Consider the following 19,639-nt stretch of genomic DNA (forward strand, 5'->3'; position numbering starts at 1 on the left):
CGAACCATTTCGCGACGGGTGCGTCGCGCCAATCGAGGACCTGTGTCCAGGGCTGATCCCAGTGCAACCGCCCGGCCTGCTCGGCCCAGAACGCGAGCCGGTCGGCCGCGGCCCGGTCGTACACGGCCACACCGGCATTGGCGGTCGCAGTGAACGCGGCCTCCGGCGGGTAGGTGGCCGGTACCGCACCGGGCATGCTGTCGAGGCCGGTCGTGTCAAGGTCGGTTGTTGCGCTGGTCAACGTGGAACTCCTATCGGAACTACAAGGGATGCGGTCTCATCCCGTCGAAAATGTCGGGGGCGGCAGGTCTCAGTGCATGACCGCCTTCTCCGCGCCGACGCCGGTGAGTGAGCGGACCTCCATCTCCGAGGCCTTCACCGGGTCTTCCCGCTTGCGGCCGCCGAGGAAGGTGCCGATCACACCGAGCGCGAAAGCCAGTGGGATGGAGACGATTCCCGGATTCGACAGCGGGAACCAGTCGAAATCGGAACCGGGGATCATCGAGGTCTTGGTGCCCGACACCGCCGGGGAGAACACGATCAACACGATGGTGGAGATCAGGCCGCCGTACATGCTGAACAGCGCTCCCGTGGTGTTGAACCGCTTCCAGAACAGCGAGAACAGGATGGTCGGCAGATTCGCCGCGGCGGCGACCGCGAAGGCGAGCGCCACCAGGAACGCGACATTCTGGCCGTTGGCGAGGATGCCGAGTCCGATGGCGAGCACGCCGATGATCACCGCGGTGATCCTGGAGACCCGGACCTGCTTGTCCTCGTCGACCTTGCCCTTCTTGATCACGCTCGCGTAGATGTCGTGGGCGAACGATGCCGAGGCGGTAATGGTCAGTCCGGCGACGACCGCGAGGATCGTGGCGAAGGCGACCGCGGAGATAATGCCGAGCAGCACAACGCCACCGAGCTCGAACGCCAGCAGCGGTGCCGCCGAGTTCTGCCCGCCCGCCGCGCCCAGGATGCGGTCGGGGCCGACGATCGCGGCCGCTCCGTATCCGAGCACCAAGGTGAACAGGTAGAACGCGCCGATCAGTCCGATCGCCCAGACCACCGATCGCCGCGCCTCTTTCGCGGTGGGCACCGTGTAGAAGCGCATCAGCACGTGCGGCAGCCCGGCAGTGCCGAGCACCAGCGCCAAGCCCAGGGAGACGAAGTTCAGCTTGGAGGTCGAGCTGCCGCCGTACTGGGCGCCGGGGGCAAGCACGTCACGCGCGGCCACGCCCTTGGTCTTCGAACCGGACACCGCGTCCTGCGCCGAGCCGAGGATGTCGGAGAAGTTGAAGCCGAACTTGGCGAACACCATGACCGTCATCAGCGCGGCGCCGGTGATGAGCAGCGCGGCTTTGATGATTTGCACCCATGTGGTGCCCTTCATGCCGCCGACCAGTACGTACACGATCATCAGCACACCGACAACGGCGATCACGATGGACTGCCCGGTCTTGTCGGAGATATCGAGCAACAACGCGACGAGACCGCCGGCGCCCGCCATCTGCGCCAGCAGATAGAACAGCGAGACAGCCAATGTGGTCAATGCGGCGGCCGTGCGGACGGGGCCTTCCTGCAACCGGAAGCTCAGCACGTCCGCCATGGTGAATTTGCCGGTGTTCCTGAGCATTTCGGCGACCAGCAGCAACGCGACCAGCCAGGCCACCAGGAAACCGATCGAGTAGAGGAATCCGTCGTAGCCGTAGACCGCGATCGCACCGGCGATGCCGAGAAAGCTCGCCGCGGAAAGGTAGTCGCCCGCGATGGCGACACCGTTTTGTGGACCGGAGAAGCCGCGGCCGCCGGTGAAGTAGTCGGCGGCGGTGCGGTTGTTGCGACTGGCCCTGATCACCACGACCATGGTGATCACGACGAAGACGGCGAAGATAGCGATGTTCGCGGCCGGATTACCGACCGTCCCCGCGGCCAGGTATTGCGTGTCGGCGAAGGCGGTCATGCCTGGCCTCCTTCGAGGTAATGGCGAATAGCGGCCGCACGCGGGTCGAGTTCCCGGTTGGCGAACCGGACATACAGCGCGGTAATGGCGAAGGTGGAGACGAACTGCGCGAGGCCGAGCAGTAAGCCGAGGTTGATGTTCCCGAAGACCTCGGTGGCCATGAAGTCGTGCGCGTAGGCGCCGAGCAGCACGTAACTCAGGTACCAGACCAGAAACAGTGCCGTCATGGGAAACACGAAGCGGCGCAATCGGCTTCGGAGCTCCTGGAATTGCGGACTCGATTGCACGGCGGCGAAGTCCTCGGCGCTCGGCGTGCGCGGCGCTGCGGTATCCGCGCGCCGAGGCTCGATGCTCTCGCCGTCGAGGTCGATACTGGTCATCAGGAGTCCTAGCGTGTGACGTGGCTTACTGCGCAGACCGTAGCCAGATCGGCATGAGGGAATCATGATGTGGCGCAGGTCACTCCGTGAAGGTGCCTGTTTGTGCGGTGAACGGTCGGCTGAACGCGATGAACGGTCCGGTCGCGGAGTGCGAAATCGGGTCGCCACGGCGGTTCGTTCGAGCCCCGGCAGCCTCAGTTCGAACGCAGCACGCGCTCCCGGTCGGCGCCCATGCCGAGCCTTTCCGGCGCGTGCAGGCGCACGAAGATCCGCCCGACCGTGCGTGCGCTCTGGCCGCGTGTCACCTTGCTGACCAGGATCATCGATGCGAATGCCAGGGGAACACTGATCGCCGCCGGATAACCGAGCACTGCCGCGGGCCAGCCGCCCGCCACCTCGTCGGAGACTCCGCCGAGTACCGAAACCACCGTCGCGCCGCCCGCCGCCAGACCACCGGTGATCAGCCCGGTGGCCGCCCCGATCGCGGTCAGCCCGCGCCACCAGATGCCGAGAGCAAGTAGCGGGCAGAGCGTGGACGCGGCGACCGAGAATGCGAGCCCGACGGTGCGGGACAGATCGAGCGAGGCGACGGTGAGCGAAAGACCGAGTGGCACGGCACCGGCGCACAGTGCCGCGGCACGAAAATCGCGAACGCGTCCGCGCAACATGTCCGTGCTGAGTACGCCGGCGATGCTCACGAGCAGACCCGAGGAGGTGGACAGGAACGCGGCGATCGCGCCCGCAGCCGCCAGCGCCGCGAGCAGCTGTCCCGGCAGCCCGGCGAGCACCGATCCCGGCAACAGCACCACCGCGGCATCGGAGGTGCCGGTGATCAGCAGCTGCGGTACGTAGAGCCGCGCGAAGACGCCCAGCAGCACTGGGAACAGGTAGAACACTCCGACCAGCCCGATCACCGCGAGCGCTGTGGTCCGCGCCGCCCGGCCGTCCGGGTTGGTATAGAAGCGCACCAGCACATGCGGCAACCCCATGGTGCCGAGAAAGGTGGCGACGATGAGGGAGAACACCTGGTAGGTCGGATGCGATCCGCCGAACCCGCCGCCGGGCAACAGCCAGGCCGCGCCGTCGGCGGGCGCACCGGCCACCACCGGCACGGCGTCCCCGGCCTCGAGGACCAGCTGGGTGCCCGCGGCCAGCTCGTGTTCGCCGGATGTCAGCAGCGCCGGTCCGGTCACCGCGCGGTCGTCGAGGATGCCGTCGATCGAAACCTGTTGCGGCGCGGCGACCTGAACGACCACATCAGTGCTCACATCGACCGTCGTCCGCTCGGTGAAGGTCGGGGGCGCGGGTGTGGCGAGCTCGCGATCATCGGCGAGGAAATGCCCGAGCAGCACCAGCGCCGGTATCGCCACCGCGGTCAACTTGAGCCAGTACTGGAACGCCTGCACCAGCGTGATGGACCGCATCCCGCCGCCTGCCACATTCGCGATGACGATGGCCCCGACCGCCACCGCGCCGACCCAGTCCGGCACACCCAGCAGAATGCGCAGCGTCAACCCGGCGCCTTGGAACTGCGGAATCAGGTACACCCCGCACACCAGCACCACCACGACCGCCGCCAGCCTGCGCAGCCGCACCGACCCGAGCCGGAATTCCGCGAAGTCGGGCACGGTGTAGGCCCCCGATCGCCGCAGCGGCGCGGCGACGAACAACAGCAAGCCGAGATACCCCGCGGTGAACCCGACCGGATACCAGAGCGCGTCGGCACCGTACTTGGCGATGAGCCCCGCAACACCGAGAAAGGAAGCGGCGGAAAGATACTCACCGGAGATCGCCGCCGCGTTCCAGCGCGGCCCGACACTGCGCGAGGCAACGAGGAAGTCCGATGTGGTCCGCGCCAAGCGCACGCCGTAGACGCCGATCGCGACGGTGGCGAGTGCGGCAAGCAGTAGGGCGGCGAGGGTGAGCGCGGGCGCGGTGCTCATCGCCGTCTCCGGCCGGCTCGCTGCGTGCGATCGGTTACCGCGTCGGTATGCACGTCACTCGTCCGCCAGTTCGAGGAAGTCCTGTTCGTTGCGCTCGGCGAGGTGAACGTACAGCCGCCCGACGGCATAGAGCAGCGGATAGACCGCGATGCCGAGCAGCAGCCACGGCAGTCGCATGCCGAAGACCACGAACGAGCCGACCGCCGCGATCTGAAAAAGCAACGGCAGCGAGCACAATACGAGGACAGTGACCAGGCCGAGCCGCAGCGCGAGGCCGAGCTGGGCGCGAATGAGCCCACCGATCATGGCCGCGCCGATCTCGGTCTGTTCGGCCACCTCGACGCGCGTGCGGACCCGCCGCGCGCCGCGCCGCTCGGCCAGCACCACACGCTGCCGGATCGCTCGCTGCTGCGGTCCGGTCACGGGTGGTTCCACTGCTGTCGAGGGCCGCGCACGAGACGCTGCTTGAGCTCACGGACCTGTCGTCGACTGACCGGCAGCTCCACCGCCGCGGCGTTCCCGTCCGCGCGCAGGCACACCACCGTGCCCGTGCCGACCGTGCGCAATCCGGTCACCAGCCGCAGCGCCACCAGATAGGACCGGTGCACCCGCAGGAATCCCGCATTCTCCCAGCGGGATTCCAGCGCGGTCAGTGGAATCCGCACCAGATGCGACCCGGCGCTGGTGTGCAGCCGCGCGTAATCACCGTCCGCCTCCACCCAGCTCACGCTCGAGCGGTTCACCAAAGTGGTGACGCCGCCGAGCTCGACGGGGATGACCTCGTTCGGATCGGTGCGCGGCTGCTCGGCTACCGGTGCGGGCGTGCTGCGTGCGGCGGCGATCCGCCGCACCGCCTCGGCCAATCGTGCCTCGCGCAACGGCTTGAGCAGGTAATCGACAGCACCGAGATCGAATGCCGCCACCGCTCGATCGTCGTGCGCCGTCACGAACACCACGGCGGGCGGATTCGCGAACTCCGACAGGATGCCCGCCAATTCCATGCCGTCCAGTCCCGGCATATTGATGTCGAGGAACACCGCATCGATGGGATGGGCCCGCATCAGCCGCAGCGCGTTGGTCGCGTCGCCCGCGCTGTGGATCACGCCGACACCCGATTGCGCGCGCAGCAAATACACCAACTCATCCAGAGCCGGTTTCTCATCGTCCACAGCAAGCACACGAAGCGCTCCGACGGACTGGTCAGTGGTCCGGGTCACAACCGGTCCATCGTAAGCGCCCGCTCGGCGGCTTCGGATCGGGTCGGCCTCTCATGCTTGGATGCCCGCACGGAACTTGGGGACCCGCAGGCTCACCTTGGTGCCCGCGCCCGGCGCGGTTTCCACGATCAGGCCGTAGTCGTTGCCGAAGGCGGCGCGCAGCCGGTCGTCGACATTGGCAAGGCCCACATGGGCCGATTCGCCGGAAGCCGCAGCGCCGGTGCCGGTTTCGATCGCGTCGAGGGCGCCCGAGCGCAGCAGATCCGGATCCATCCCGATGCCATCGTCTTCGACGCTGATCACGCAGTCGGTGCCCGCGTCGGTGGCGGTAATGCTCACCGTGCCGCCGCGGGTCGCCGCCGCCAAGCCGTGTCGGACCGCGTTCTCTACCAGCGGTTGCAGCGCGAGGAAAGGCAGCACGACGCCGAGCACCTCCGGCGCGATCTGTAGCCGCACCTGCAACGCCTCGCCGAAGCGGGCCCGCTCCAAGGCGAGATAACGCTCGATATTGCGCAGTTCGTCCGCGAGAACGGTGAATTCGCCTGCGGCGCGGAAGGAATAACGGGTGAAATCCGCGAATTCGAGGATCAGTTCGCGCGCCCGATCCGGGTCGGTGCGGACGAACGATGCCACGGTATTGAGGGCGTTGTAGATGAAATGCGGGCTGATCTGGGCGCGCAACGCGCGCACCTCGGCGCGGTCCAAGCGGGCGCGGGAGGCGTCGAGCTCGGCCAGCTCGAGCTGCCCGCAGGCGTATCGCGCCACCTCCGCCACCGCGCCGAGCCTGCCGGGTCCAGGCTGCCCGGTGGTCACCACCCCCAGCGCACCGGCAACTCCGGAGTTCTCGATCAGCAATGGCTGAGCGATCAACGTGCGCCCGGAGTGCTCGGCGCGGCCGGGCCCGGACACCAGGACCGGCCGCTCGGTCGCCATCGCGCGGCGTGCGGCCTCGGCGAAATGTTCGGCGAGATCGGAGTGCGGGCCGTCCCAGGCGAGCAAGGTGCCGTCCGGATCGGCGACACCGAGCGCCTCGGCTCCGGTGAGGGCGCGCAGATGCGGCGCCGATTCCTGCGCGGACTGATCGGTCAGGCCCTGACGCAGCGGACGCGCGGCCAGCGACGCGGTGTGCAGCGCGGTGTGCACCGCGCGCTCGGCAGGCGTGGTCACGGTCCGACGGGTCCGCGACCACACCAGCAGCGCACCCGCGAGCAACAGCACCGAGGCGACAACGGCTATCGCCGCCGTCGTCAACGCGTACCCGTCGAAGGGGTGTGTTGCTGCCACGTCATCGCCCGATTATCCCGATGCCGTCACGCGGTCGGTGACGGCAGCGCCGAAGCGCAGGCTACGGCTGGTATTGGTGCACCGTGAACGTGCGTGTGCCCGGGTCGGGCACGTGCGCCGCGCCGATGGTCACCGTGCTGGTGAAATCGCCGATTCCCGGTTGGAAGATCGCGGAGTAGCCGCCGTTGCTCCAATACCCGGGGCCGTTCGCGGTCACTGCGAACGAGCCCGTCGCGCCGGTGGCGATATTGCGCCAGTTCAATGTGACCGGCAGCGTGCACGGTCCGATGCCGAACATGGTCGTGTTCACGGTGAACCCCGCGCTCGACGGATAGGCGTCACCGTTGACAGAAGTCTCGACCTGAGCGAAGCAGGCGCCCTGGGTGAGCGAGTAGGCGGTGGCGAACTTGCCTTCCGCGGTGGCGGGTGCCGCGGTGGTCAGTAGCGCCACGGCGGCAACGGGTGCGGCGGAAAGGACGAACAGGGATCTGGCTGTATTCATCGGCATCCCTACAGAGTTGGGTCGGGTTCCTCGGGTTGTGCGGTCACGCCCGTACGTTCATCCCGATAAACGTTGCCACGCGCGCCGCTTCGGTGGTCGAGATTCCGTCGATCCGGCAGCGCGCAGGAGAACGTGACCGCGGGCGTCGCGTAGTGTCGACCGGTCCGCGCCAGACGTCATTCGCGGAAAATGGACAGCTCCATGGCGACTCGCCAGACGCGCCGGTGATCTTCGACACCGACACGCCGGGCACTCCTGGGACGTCCCTTTGCGGCGTGCGCGCCGCAGAAAACTTGTCGTACCGACGTGCCTAGAATCGCTAGGCCAACCCCCGTCGAGACCTTGGGAGGAAGGACCGTCTTGGCCGCCTCGTCCGGATCGTTCGTTCACCTGCACAACCACACCGAGTACTCCATGCTCGACGGTGCGGCGAAGATTTCGCCCCTGTTCGCCGAGGCGAAACGGCTGGGGATGGACGCGGTCGGAATGACCGACCACGGCAATATGTACGGCGCCTCCGAGTTCTACAACTCCGCGAAGAAGGCGGGCATCAAGCCGATCATCGGCATCGAGGCCTACATCGCCCCTGCCTCCCGATTCGACACCAAGCGCATCCAGTGGGGCGATCCGAGCCAGAAGGGCGACGACGTCTCCGGTTCCGGCGCCTACACCCACATGACCATGGTCGCGGAGAATGCGACCGGTCTGCGCAATCTGTTCAAGCTGTCGTCGCTGGCATCGCTGGAAGGTCAGCTCGGCAAGTGGGCGCGGATGGACGAGGAGATCATCGCCCAGTACGCCGAGGGCATCATCGCCACCACCGGGTGCCCCTCCGGTGAGGTGCAGACCCGGTTGCGCCTGGGCCATGATCGGGAAGCACTGGAGGCTGCGGCCAAATGGCAGGAGATCTTCGGCAAGGAGAACTTCTTCCTGGAGATCATGGACCACGGGCTGTCGATCGAACGCCGGGTCCGTGAAGGACTCATCGAGATCGGCAAGAAGCTCGGCATTCCGCCGATCGCGACCAACGACTGCCATTACGTCACCAAGGATCAGTCGACCAATCACGAAGCGCTGCTGTGTATTCAGACCGGCAAGACGCTCAGCGACCCGACCCGCTTCAAATTCGACGGCGACGGTTACTACCTCAAGTCCGCCGAGGAAATGCGCGCGATCTGGGATGCCGAAGTGCCCGGCGCCTGCGACAACACCGTGCTCATCGGCGAGCGCGTGCAGTCCTACGACGACGTGTGGGAGTTCCGCGACCGGATGCCGGTGTTCCCGGTGCCCGAGGGCGACGACCAGAATTCCTACCTCCGCAAGGAAGTCGATCGTGGTCTCGCGCGTCGGTTCCCGAAAGGCGTTCCCGACGAGTACTACACCCGCGCCTACTTCGAGCTCGACGTCATCAAGCAGAAGGGCTTCCCCGCCTACTTCCTCGTCGTCGGCGACCTCGTCGCGCATGCCAAGGACGTCGGCATCCGTGTGGGCCCCGGCCGTGGCTCGGCCGCCGGCTCGCTGGTCGCCTACGCGCTGGGCATCACCAATATCGACCCGATTCCGCACGGCCTGCTGTTCGAGCGGTTCCTGAACCCGGAGCGCCCGTCCGCGCCCGATATCGATATCGACTTCGACGATCGCCGCCGCGGTGAAATGGTTCGCTACGCGACCGAGAAGTGGGGCACCGACCGGGTCGCCCAGGTCATCACCTTCGGCACCATCAAGACCAAGGCCGCGATCAAGGACTCCGCGCGAGTGCTGTTCGGCCAGCCCGGTTTTGCCATCGCCGACCAGATCACCAAGGCGCTGCCGCCGCCGATCATGGCCAAGGACATCTCGGTGTCCGGCATCACCGATCCCGATCACGAGCGCTTCAAGGAAGCCGCCGAGGTCCGCGAACTCATCTCGAACAACCCGGATGTCGCCAAGATCTACGAGACCGCGCGCGGCCTGGAGGGCCTGATCCGCAATGCGGGCGTGCACGCGTGCGCGGTGATCATGTCCTCGGAGCCGCTGACCGATGCCATCCCGGTCTGGAAGCGGGCCCAGGACGGCGCCATCATCACCGGCTGGGACTATCCGTCCTGTGAGGCCATCGGCCTGCTGAAGATGGACTTCCTCGGGCTGCGCAACCTCACCGTCATCGGTGACGCGATGGACAACATCAAGGCCAACCGCGGCATCGATCTCGATCTGGACAATCTGCCGCTGGATGACCCTGCTACCTACGAATTGCTTTCCCGCGGTGACACTCTCGGCGTCTTCCAGCTCGACGGTGGCCCCATGCGTGACCTGCTGCGCCGCATGCAGCCGACCGGCTTCAACGACATCGTCGCCGTGCTCGCGCTGTATCGCCCCGGCCCGATGGGCATGAACGCCCACAACGACTACGCCGACCGCAAGAACGGCCGTCAGCCGATCACGCCGATCCACCCCGAGCTCGAGGAACCGCTGAAGGACATCCTCTCGGAGACCTACGGTCTGATCGTCTACCAAGAGCAGATCATGTTCATCGCCCAGAAGGTCGCCTCGTACTCCATGGGCAAGGCCGACGCGCTGCGCAAGGCCATGGGCAAGAAAAAGCTCGAGGTCCTGGAGGCCGAATACAAGGGCTTCCACGAGGGCATGACCGCCAACGGGTTCTCCGAGGCCGCGGTGAAAGCCCTGTGGGACACCATCCTTCCGTTCGCCGGCTACGCGTTCAACAAATCGCACGCCGCCGGCTACGGTCTCGTCTCGTTCTGGACCGCCTACCTCAAGGCCAACTATCCCGGCGAATACATGGCGGGACTGCTCACCAGCGTCGGTGACGACAAGGACAAGGCCGCGGTCTACCTGTCGGACTGCCGCCGCCTCGGCATCACCGTGCTGCCGCCGGATGTCAACGAGTCCGAGATGAACTTCGCCTCGGTCGGCACCGATATCCGCTTCGGCCTCGGCGCGGTGCGCAATGTCGGCGCCAACGTGGTGTCCTCGATTATCGCCGCGCGCAAGGAGAAGTCGAAGTTCACCGACTTCTCCGATTACCTGAACAAGATCGACGCGGTCGCCTGCACCAAGAAGGTCACCGAATCCCTCATCAAGGCAGGCGGATTCGATTCGCTCGGGCATCCGCGCAAGGGGCTGCTGCTGATCCACTCCGACGCCATCGACGCGGTGATGTCCACCAAGAAGGCCGAGGCGATCGGACAGTTCGATCTCTTCGGTGGGCTGGACGACGGCGACGACTCGATGGCATCGGTGTTCAACGTCAAGGTGCCCGAGGAGGAGTGGGAGACCAAGCATAAGCTCGCGCTGGAACGCGAGATGCTCGGCCTCTATGTGTCCGGGCATCCGCTCAACGGCGTCGAGCATGTGCTTGCCGCGCAAGCGGATACACAGATCCCCGCGATTCTCGAGGGGGACATCAAGGATGGCGCCCAGGTAACCATCGGCGGCATCCTCGCCTCGGTGAATCGCCGGATCAACAAGAACGGTCTGGCCTGGGCTTCCGCGCAGCTGGAAGATCTGACCGGTGGCATCGAGGTGTTGTTCTTCCCGCAGTCGTATTCGGTCTACGGTATGGATGTCGTGGAGGACGCGGTCGTCCTGGTGAAGGCCCGCGTCTCGGTCCGCGACGACCGGATCTCGTTGATCGCCAACGATCTCGCCGTTCCCGACCTCTCCTCGATCGGGGTGGCCAAGCCACTCGCGGTGATCCTGCCGACCAGGCTGTGCACCCCCGACAAGGTGAGCGCCCTCAAGCGCGTGCTGACCAGCCACCCCGGTACCGCGGATGTGCACCTGCGGCTGGTCGGCGCCCGCGACAAGACCACCCTGCTGAAACTCGACGACAGCCTGCGTGTCTCGCCGTCGTCGGCGTTGATGGGCGACCTGAAGGCCCTCCTCGGGCCCGGCTGCTTGGCCGGCTGAGCTACCTCCGACGTCGAACCCCGGCTTGCCACACGGCAAGTCGGGGTTCGGCATCCGAGGAGGTCGCGGACCGGTCATCGAGGCCGGATCGCGCAGCGTTCCGGTTGTCGGTGCGAAACCGGGCGGCGGTGGGAAAGTTCGGCGTCCTTCGGTCAGTGGGCGAGTTCGACGAGCGGCTGGGGTTCCGGTGTCGCAAGAGCGGGCCCGCGGTGCAGGTGTTGGGCCCAGGCGATCGTGGCCAGCATGGCGATGCCGATCGCCGCGCCGATCCAGCCGACCGAGGCGTAGCCGAGTCCTGCGCCGATGGCGCTGCCGCCGAGCCAGGGGCCGACGGTGATGCCGACGTTGAACGCGGAGTAGTTGGTGGCGGTGGCGAGGGTGGGGGCGGCGCCCGCCAGGGTGAAGACCCGGGTGTTGAGGGCGGGGTTGGTGGCGAAGCCGAAGGCGCCCAAAAGGAATACGAAAACGATCACCGGCCCGGGCAGCCTCGCGGTCAGTGCCAGCCCCGCCGCGATGATGGTCATGCCCGCCGCGCCGACGTAGAGCGTGCGGAAGGGATGTGCGTCGGAGGTGCGGCCGCCGATGCTGATGCCGATCAGGCTGCCGAGGCCGTAGAGCGCGAGTACCACGGGAATCCAGGTTTCGGAGATTCCGGTGGTGTCCGCGAGCATGGCGCCGAGGTAGGAGAAGGTCACGAAGATCGACCCGGTGGACAGCGCGGTGGTCGTGTAGGACAGCCACAGTCGCGGGTTGGTCATGGTGCGCAGTTCATTGCGTAATTGCGGCACCCGGGTCGGCCTACCGCCGGGAATCTTCACCAGCACGCCGATCGCCGAGAGTGCCGACAGCGCGGCGACCACCCAGAATGCCGCGCGCCAGCCGAAGTGCTGGCCGATGACGGTGCCCGCGGGCAGCCCCACGATGGTGGCGATGGTGAGTCCGCCCGCGACAATGCTCATCGCCTTGCCGCGTGCGTTCTCCGGGACCAGACTCACCGCGGTGGTCGCCGCCAACGCCCAGAACCCGGCGTAGACGAAGGCGCTTACCACTCTGGTCGCGAACAGCACCCAGTAGTCCGAGGTCGATGCGCCGACGATGTGGGCGGCGACGAAGACGGCCAGAAAGCCGAGCAGCGCATCGCGGCGTGGCCAGCGCAGGGTGACTACCGCGAGCACTGGTGCGCCCACCAGCATGCCGAGGGCGAATGCCGAAATCAGCAGTCCTGCGCGCGGAATGGTGACGCCGAGATCGGTGGCCATTTCGGGCAGCAGGCCGGCGAGCATCAGCTCCGAGGTGCCCTGGGCGAAGATGGACAACCCCAGGACGAAGACGGCTAACGGCATCGGAGACCTCTCGTTTTTTGGATTGATCAGTTCAAAATGAACTCGAAAGAAAAGGCGGCGCGATGCCGCCTTGCCGGCCTTACAGTGCGCTGAGCGCGGTGCGGGCAATGGCTTCCAGTGCATCCCGTCCGGCTCCGCCGCGCGCCGCCACGCGCATTCCGGCGATGGTGGCGTTCACGAAGTGTGCGAGATCGCGCGCATCTCTGCCGCGTTCGATATCACCCGCACGCTGGCCGCTGTCGATGGCGGCGGTCAGTGCGGCCAATCGCAACTCTTGGTCGGTGCGCAGCGTAGCGGCCACCGCGTGATCGCGTGGGGCCAGCTCGACGGTCGAATTGACCACCAGGCAGCCGGTCGGTTCTTCCTCGGGTGCGTCGATCACCTGCCAGAACAGGGCTCGAATCTTCGCGGTGGCCGACTCGTCGCTGTCGAGCAGCTGGAAAATGGTCGCGTTCTTGGTGGTCATGTATCGCTGTAGCGCTCGATCGAACAGCTCGTGCTTGCTCGTGAAGGTGTTGTAGATGCTGCTGCGCCCGAGTCCTGTTGCCTCGCAGAGGTCTTGGGTGGAGGTGCCCTCGTAGCCCGCGGTCCAGAACGCGCGCATCGCCGCGTCCACCGCCCGCTCCTCGTCGAATCTCCTCGGTCGTGCCATGACGGCAACGCTAGCATATTTTGAACAGATCGTTCCAATATGTGTGGAGTTGGTCAGGGCGATACCGCGACACCGAAGGTGAGTGCCGTCAGGAACTTGGGGCCCCGCTCGTAGAAGATGGCGATATCGCGAATCCCGAAGCCCGCTGTCTCGACCAGCCCGCGAATATCGCGATCGAGGTGACAGCCGCCCGCGATGACCTTCTGGATCGGGTTGAGCCGGTGCTGCCAGACCTGCACCTTCGGATCTGGCGCGAGGCCGTGTTCGACGAAGTGCAGGGTGCCGCCGGGAACGAGCACCCTGCGCACCTCGGCCAGCGCGGTCGCGATGTCTGGAATCGTGCACATCGTCCAGGTCGAGAGGGCGGTGTCGAAAGAGTTGTCGGCGAAGGGGAGCGATTGACCGTCCAACCCGGCGCGTTCGATCGGCACGGCAGTCTCGGCCAGGCGTCCGGCAGCGAGCTTCCATCCGAGATCCGCCGGTTCGACCGCGCTGATCGACTGGACCGCCGCCGGATAGAAGGGCGCGTTGAGCCCGGACCCGAAGCCGATCTCCACCACCCGCCCGTGCAGTCCGGCGCAGACCCGCTTGCGCTGTGGATCGAGGAACTTCGCGCCGCAGGCGACGTCGACAATGCGCGGCACTATCTGATCGTTGTAAATGCCCACACCTTCACTGTGTCAGTGTCGCCTCGGAAGCGCCAGGGTCCCACAGCCGGGCGGGTGTCCGAAGGTCGCGCGATGAACGCGGAGACGGGCGATTCGGCCCTCGCGGAATGCCCGCCGCGCTGGTCGGGGGCCGTGGGCCAGTCCGGAATGCCCGCACGGTCGGTGCGTGGGGAGGGGTCGGGCGTGCGATGCTGGCGCGGTGACCTTCTTCGAGGTGTGGGCGCCGCGTCTGGAGCGGGTGCGGGTCGAAGTGGACGGTTCGGTGCATCCGATGACCAGGTCGACCGACGGGTGGTGGCGAGCCGAGGTGGCGTCCGCGCCCGCGGCGCGCTACGGGTTCCTCCTCGATGACGATCCGACGGTGCTGCCCGATCCGCGCTCGCCGCGACAGCCCGACGGCGTGCACGGGTGTTCGGCGCTGCACGTTCTCGACCCGGCGGTATGGACCGACTCCGGCTGGACCGGGCGGCAGCTGGCTGGCGCGATCTACTACGAACTGCACGTCGGTGCGTTCACGCCGGCGGGTACGTTCGACGCGGCGATCGCACGTCTCGATCACCTGGTGGAACTCGGTGTCACGGTGGTCGAGCTGATGCCGGTGAACGCCTTCGACGGCACCCACAACTGGGGCTACGACGGTGTGTTCTGGTATGCGGTGGCCGAACCCTACGGTGGTCCCGACGGTTTGCAGCGGTTCGTGAATGCCTGTCACGCACGAGGATTGGCCGTCGCACTCGATGTCGTCTACAACCACCTCGGCCCCTCCGGTAACTACCTGCCGCGCTTCGGGCCCTACCTGACCACGGGACGCAATACCTGGGGCCAGAGCCTCAACCTGGACGGGCCGGGCTCGGATACGGTGCGCCGTTTCATCATCGACAACGCACTGCGCTGGCTGCGCGAGTTCCACATCGATGCGCTGCGGCTGGACGCGGTGCACGCGCTGGTCGACCGCACCGCCACCCACCTGCTCGCTCAACTGGCCACCGAGACCGAACGCCTCGCCGCCCACCTGCGCAGGCCGCTGGCCCTGATCGCGGAAAGTGATCTCAACGACGCAACGCTGATCACCCCGCGGGGTGCGGGTGGCTACGGGCTGACCGGGCAGTGGAACGACGATCTGCACCATGCCGTGCACACCGCGGTCTCCGGTGAAAGGCAGGGCTACTATGCCGATTTCGGCACGCTCGGTTGCCTCGCGCACACCCTGACCAACGGCTTCTTCCATGCCGGAACGTATTCCAGTTTCCGCGGCCGCACCCACGGCCGTCCACTGGACACCAGGGCGATCCCGGCGAGCGCCCTACTGGCCTACACCTGCACCCACGACCAGATCGGCAACCGCGCGCTCGGTGACCGGCCGAGCGTCAACCTCAGCGACGGGCAACTGGCGATCAAGGCCGCTCTCGTGCTGCTCTCGCCCTACACGCCGATGCTGTTCATGGGGGAGGAGTGGGGTGCGCGCACACCCTTCCAGTTCTTCACCTCGCATACCGATCCGGTGATCGGGGCCGCCACCGCCGCCGGCCGCAAGGCCGAGTTCGCCGAGCATGGCTGGGACAGTGACGATGTGCCCGACCCGCAGGACCCGGAGACGTTTCTGCGCTCGAAACTCGACTGGTCGGAGCTGGGGGTCGCGCGTCATGCCGGGCTGCTCGGCTGCTATCACGCGCTGATCGCGCTGCGACGTGCGCGGGCCGAGCTCACCGACCCGTGGCTGACCCAGGTAGCGGTCGACTACGACGAGGATGCTCGCTGGATCGTCGTGCACCGAGGGACGGTGCGGCTGGCGTGTAACCTGTCCGCCGATCCGGTCACCGTGCCGATTGTCGGAACGATGTTGCTGGCCTGGGGCGAACCTGTCGAAGCCGATTCGGGGACAGTCGTTCCCGGGCACTCGTTCGTGGTGGTATCCGCCGATGAGGTCGCCGAGTCGGAGCGGATCCGCTGACGGCCGGCGGTCCAGCCGGGCCGCCGAAGGAAACCGAACGAAAATTGTTATCACCGGCGGCCGCTTGTGGGCGTATCAACCTCGTTGACCTGCGATGTTACCGTTTCGAAAGCTTCGGAAGCCGATGGCTGGCAGCCGCATTCCGCGCGGCTCGGAGCGCGTGGTGTCAACTGTCCGAGACAATGACCGTTGCCGAGTGCGACCGCCGCCATTACCGTTGAGTAATGAGCAACGTGGCTGCATCCGGGGACTTCGATCTGTCGGGCGAACTCCCTGCCGGGGTGGGCGGCAGCGCTGCCGCTGAATTCGGACCACTGGTACGCCGTTTCGCGAAGACATTCGGAAACCGTCGTGGCGCGGGCGCGGGGCTCACGGTGTATCTGCGTGGTGCGCCGCTCGTAGAGATCTGGACCGGGAGTGCGGGCAACACGCCGTGGACCAAAGACACCGGATCCATCATCTTCTCGGCGACCAAGGGCATTACCGCCACGGTGATCCACCGCCTCGCCGACCGCGGGTTGCTCGACTATGCCGCCCCGGTGGCGGAGTACTGGCCGGAGTTCGGCGCCAACGGTAAAGCAGCCATCACCGTCCGTCAGGTGATGACCCACCGTGCGGGCTTGTCCGCGCTGAGTCCGATCGCCTCCGGCCTGGAAATCCTCGATCACCAACTGATGGAGGAACGCCTCGCCGCCGCGAAACCCGACCACCTGATCGGTGTTCCGGCCTACCACGCACTCACCTTCGGTTGGCTGCTCGCCGGGCTGGCTCGCGCGATCACCGGCGCGGGCATGGCGGAGCTGTTCCGCACCGAGGTCGCCGAGCCGCTCGGCATCGACGGCATTCATCTGGGCCGCCCGCCCGCCTCCGCGTCGACCAGCTACGCCGCACTCGCGGGCAACCAGCTGCGTCCGATCGGAAACCCGTTCACCGCAAAGGTATTAGGTTTCAGCCATGGGATTCCGGGCGCACTCGGCGCGGCTGCCCGCTGTCTGTTCCTGCCCGGTGTCGAAGCAATCCTGGAGGGTGAGGATCCGCCTATCCTGAACACCGAACTCGGCGCGGGCAACGGGGTGAGCACCGCATCGGCATTGGCGACCATGTATGGGGCGCTGGCCAACAACGGAACGGTCGACGGTCGTCGATACCTGTCGCCGCGGACCATCATGGCGTTGCGCCGGATCGAGAGCTACCGGCTCGACCACGCGCTGTTCTACGCGCCGATGCTCTGGCACCTCGGCTACCACTCGGTGCCGATGCCCGGTGCTCGCGCGGGTCTCGGTCACATCGGTCTCGGCGGCTCGTTCGGCTGGGCCGAGCCGCGCCTCGGGCTTTCGGTCGGCTTCGTGCACAACCGGCTTTCGGTGGGGCAGTTGACCTTCGACCAATCGACAGCGGCTTGGCTGCTGCCGATGGTGCTGGCCGGACTACGCTCGACCAGGCGAGCCGCCGCCGTCGTGGAGACCCCCGAGGCGGCCTAGCGATCAGCACGGGCAGGTGCGCCGCCCCGCGAAAGGGGGGACGGCGCACGAGTCCGATGACGTCAGGTCAGATAGCGGTAGGCCGGAGAACCTGGCTCCAGCTGTTCGCACTGGATCGGAGTCCGCGCGATACGCTCCAGCAGCGGCGCCAACCCGTCCGGCGCACCGAGTTCGATACCGACCAGCGCGGCACCGGTTTCCCGGTTGTTGCGCTTGACATACTCGAACAGGGTGATGTCGTCCTCGGGCCCGAGCACCTCGTTCAGGAAGCGCCGCAGCGCGCCCGGCTCCTGCGGAAAGTCGACCAGGAAGTAGTGCTTCAGCCCGCGGTGTACCAGCGAGCGCTCGATGATCTCGCCGTAGCGGGACACGTCGTTATTGCCGCCGGAAATCAGGCACACCACCGTCGAGCCGGGCAGTACCGGAGAGCCGGGCTCGGCGGCGATCTCCGATAGCCCCGTGACCGCGAGCGCGCCCGCGGGCTCGGCGATGATGCCCTCGTTCTGGTAGAGGTCGAGCATGGCGGTGCAGATTGCGCCCTCGTCCACCTGCATGATGCGGAAAGAGCCTGCGCCACCGGGAGATTCGGTGGCGGTAAGTAAAGGCAACGAGGCATGGGACACCACCCGGCCGCCGAAGCTCGAGACCGCCGCGAAGGGCACATCACCGATCCGGCGCACGGCGGCGCCGTCCACGAACGGATCGATCTCCGGCAGCGTCACCGGTGCGCCCGCGACCAGCGCCGCGGTCATCGAGGCCGCGCCTGCCGGTTCCACGCCGAGAATGCCGGTCTGCGGTGAGCGGTCGCGCAGGTAGGTACCGATGCCTGCGAGGCAACCGCCGCCGCCCACCGGCACCACCACCAGATCGGGCGAGGTGCCGAGCTGCTCGAGGATTTCGGCGGCGATGGTGCCCTGACCGGCCGCGGTACGCACATCGTCGAACGGCGGCACCATGGTCGCGCCGGTGCGCTCGACATCGGCGGCGGCGGCCGCGGCGGCGGCGTCGTAGGTCTCCCCTACGGCGATCAGTTCTACGAACTTGCCGCCGTGCACTCGGATGCGGTCGCGCTTCTGTTTGGGTGTCGTGGTCGGAACGTAGATGCGGCCGCTGATACCCATCGCCTTGCAGGCGAAGGCCACGCCCTGGGCGTGATTGCCTGCGCTGGCCGCGACCACGCCTGCGGCTTTCTCGTCCGCGGTGAGCTGCACGATCAGGTTGTAGGCGCCACGCAACTTGTAGGAGCGGACGGCGGAGAAGTCTTCGCGTTTGAGGTAGACCTTGGCACCGGTCAGCACCGACAGCCGGGCACTGAACTGCAGCGGGGTCGGCTCGATAATGTCGGCAATGCGCTTGGCGGCGGCGTCGATCTCATCCGCGCTCAGCGCGGGACGGGAAGCGGACAGTTCGTCGAGAACATCAAGCGGATTGGACACCCGAATTATGCTGCCACCCGCCGCGCAGGCCCGACGCGGCGGGTGGGCATGTGGTGTGCAGTGGCGGATTACTGCGGGGTGAGGACGAAGACCGGGATCTGACGATCGGTTTTGGTCTGGTAGTTCGCGTAGTCCGGCCAGACCGCGACGGCTCGCTCCCACCATCGGGCCTTCTCGTCGCCGAAGACCTCGCTGGCGATGTAGTCCTTCGTCACGGTGCCATCGCGCAGCTCGACGTGCGGATCGGCCTTGATGTTGTGGTACCAGACGGGGTTCTTCGGTGCGCCGCCCAGCGAGGCGACAACCGCGTATTCCCCGTCGTGTTCGACCCGCATCAGCGGCGTCTTGCGCAGCAAGCCGGTCTTCGCGCCCCGCGTGGTGAGCAGGATTACCGGCTTGCCCTGCAGTGAGGTGCCGTCGGTGCCGCCGGAACTCTCGTACTTTTCCGCTTGCTTGCGTGCCCAGTCGGATGTGCTCGGTGCATATTCTCCCGTGAGTGGCATATTCCGGGCAACGCGACAGCGTCGCCCGCTGTTCCCGCCCTGGATATGTTCGGAAATGTTCGGTGGACCGAACTTCGTTATCCGTATATCCTGACCACATGGCAACGGTTCACCCCTCCACCGTCGATATCGCGGGCACCGCGTGGCCGACGTACAAGCTCGAGGCGCTCGCCGCCGGGCTGGTGACCTGCCTGATTCTGGTGCTCGGCACCGGCTCGCCGCAGATCGCGGTGCTCGTGGCCGCAGCGGTGGCCGGAGCCCGGTGGATCATCGGACAGGCCGGTAGGCGCCGGTCGGACTCGGCGCGCCGCGCGGACCGGATCCTCGCCGCACGCTGACCGTCCACGGACTACCTCCGGCCCCGCGGGTCCGACTGTCGTCGATCACCTCGGGGTTCCATCGGCGAGCCC

General features: G+C 66.9%; 17 protein-coding genes. 4 read left to right on the plus strand and 13 right to left on the minus strand.

What is annotated here, in order from left to right; genetic code table 11:
• From AB0M74_RS18375 to AB0M74_RS18410, 8 genes are all read right to left on the minus strand, one after another.
• On the minus strand, positions 1–196 hold a 196-nt coding region (locus tag AB0M74_RS18375), incomplete at its 3' end, for an acetyl-coenzyme A synthetase N-terminal domain-containing protein (protein WP_366527601.1).
• Positions 197–310: 114 nt separating this feature from the next.
• Positions 311–1,957, minus strand: coding sequence for a cation acetate symporter (locus AB0M74_RS18380; protein ID WP_366527450.1), 1,647 nt, complete (start codon positions 1,955–1,957; stop codon positions 311–313).
• Entirely contained in the window at positions 1,954–2,337 is a 384-nt protein-coding gene (locus AB0M74_RS18385) for a DUF485 domain-containing protein (protein ID WP_366527451.1), read from the minus strand. The genes AB0M74_RS18380 and AB0M74_RS18385 overlap by 4 nt, the downstream gene beginning before the upstream one ends.
• A gap of 194 nt (positions 2,338–2,531) precedes the next feature.
• Entirely contained in the window at positions 2,532–4,280 is a 1,749-nt protein-coding gene (locus AB0M74_RS18390) for a cation acetate symporter (RefSeq protein ID WP_366527452.1), read from the minus strand.
• 54 nt (positions 4,281–4,334) lie between these two features.
• Positions 4,335–4,703, minus strand: coding sequence for a hypothetical protein (locus AB0M74_RS18395; protein ID WP_366527453.1), 369 nt, complete (start codon positions 4,701–4,703; stop codon positions 4,335–4,337).
• A complete protein-coding gene (locus tag AB0M74_RS18400; protein WP_366527454.1) occupies positions 4,700–5,497 on the minus strand; it encodes a LytTR family DNA-binding domain-containing protein in 798 nt (265 codons plus the stop codon). Before AB0M74_RS18400 ends, AB0M74_RS18395 begins: the two co-directional genes overlap by 4 nt.
• 51 nt (positions 5,498–5,548) lie before the next feature.
• Entirely contained in the window at positions 5,549–6,748 is a 1,200-nt protein-coding gene (locus AB0M74_RS18405; protein WP_366527602.1) for a histidine kinase, read from the minus strand.
• Positions 6,749–6,842: 94 nt separating this feature from the next.
• The gene (locus tag AB0M74_RS18410; RefSeq protein ID WP_366527455.1) at positions 6,843–7,283 is read right to left on the minus strand and encodes a hypothetical protein; all 441 of its coding nucleotides are present in this window, start codon (positions 7,281–7,283) and stop codon (positions 6,843–6,845) included.
• 360 nt (positions 7,284–7,643) lie between these two features.
• On the opposite strand from AB0M74_RS18410, the gene dnaE reads away from it, so the two are divergent.
• Positions 7,644–11,195, plus strand: a complete 3,552-nt coding sequence (gene dnaE, locus AB0M74_RS18415) for a DNA polymerase III subunit alpha (protein ID WP_366527456.1) — start codon at positions 7,644–7,646, stop codon at positions 11,193–11,195.
• 152 nt (positions 11,196–11,347) lie between these two features.
• Here the strand turns inward: dnaE and AB0M74_RS18420 are convergent, their stop codons facing one another.
• The 3 genes from AB0M74_RS18420 to AB0M74_RS18430 form a co-directional block, all read right to left on the minus strand.
• Positions 11,348–12,538: a Cmx/CmrA family chloramphenicol efflux MFS transporter gene (locus AB0M74_RS18420; RefSeq protein WP_366527457.1), complete on the minus strand. Its 1,191-nt coding sequence runs from the start codon at positions 12,536–12,538 to the stop codon at positions 11,348–11,350.
• A gap of 79 nt (positions 12,539–12,617) precedes the next feature.
• The gene (locus AB0M74_RS18425; protein WP_366527458.1) at positions 12,618–13,190 is read right to left on the minus strand and encodes a TetR/AcrR family transcriptional regulator; all 573 of its coding nucleotides are present in this window, start codon (positions 13,188–13,190) and stop codon (positions 12,618–12,620) included.
• A gap of 53 nt (positions 13,191–13,243) precedes the next feature.
• The gene (locus AB0M74_RS18430) at positions 13,244–13,858 is read right to left on the minus strand and encodes a class I SAM-dependent methyltransferase (protein WP_366527459.1); all 615 of its coding nucleotides are present in this window, start codon (positions 13,856–13,858) and stop codon (positions 13,244–13,246) included.
• A 199-nt stretch (positions 13,859–14,057) separates the two neighbouring features.
• Here AB0M74_RS18430 and treZ point away from each other — a divergent pair, with 199 nt between their 5' ends.
• Complete coding sequence (gene treZ / locus AB0M74_RS18435; protein ID WP_366527460.1) at positions 14,058–15,809, plus strand: malto-oligosyltrehalose trehalohydrolase; 1,752 nt, start codon at positions 14,058–14,060, stop codon at positions 15,807–15,809.
• A gap of 224 nt (positions 15,810–16,033) precedes the next feature.
• The gene (locus tag AB0M74_RS18440; RefSeq protein WP_366527461.1) at positions 16,034–17,290 is read left to right on the plus strand and encodes a serine hydrolase domain-containing protein; all 1,257 of its coding nucleotides are present in this window, start codon (positions 16,034–16,036) and stop codon (positions 17,288–17,290) included.
• A gap of 62 nt (positions 17,291–17,352) precedes the next feature.
• Here AB0M74_RS18440 and ilvA read toward each other — a convergent pair whose 3' ends face one another.
• Both ilvA and AB0M74_RS18450 read right to left on the minus strand, forming a co-directional pair.
• Entirely contained in the window at positions 17,353–18,726 is a 1,374-nt protein-coding gene (gene ilvA / locus AB0M74_RS18445) for a threonine ammonia-lyase IlvA (RefSeq protein ID WP_366527462.1), read from the minus strand.
• Positions 18,727–18,794: 68 nt separating this feature from the next.
• Complete coding sequence (locus AB0M74_RS18450; protein WP_366527463.1) at positions 18,795–19,229, minus strand: nitroreductase family deazaflavin-dependent oxidoreductase; 435 nt, start codon at positions 19,227–19,229, stop codon at positions 18,795–18,797.
• Between the two features lie 98 nt (positions 19,230–19,327).
• Between AB0M74_RS18450 and AB0M74_RS18455 the strand changes: the two genes are divergently transcribed.
• Positions 19,328–19,567, plus strand: a complete 240-nt coding sequence (locus tag AB0M74_RS18455; RefSeq protein WP_366527464.1) for a hypothetical protein — start codon at positions 19,328–19,330, stop codon at positions 19,565–19,567.
• Positions 19,568–19,639 lie beyond the last annotated feature (72 nt).

The sequence above is a fragment of the Nocardia sp. NPDC051463 genome (assembly GCF_040681975.1).
Taxonomy (GTDB): Bacteria; Actinomycetota; Actinomycetes; order Mycobacteriales; family Mycobacteriaceae; genus Nocardia.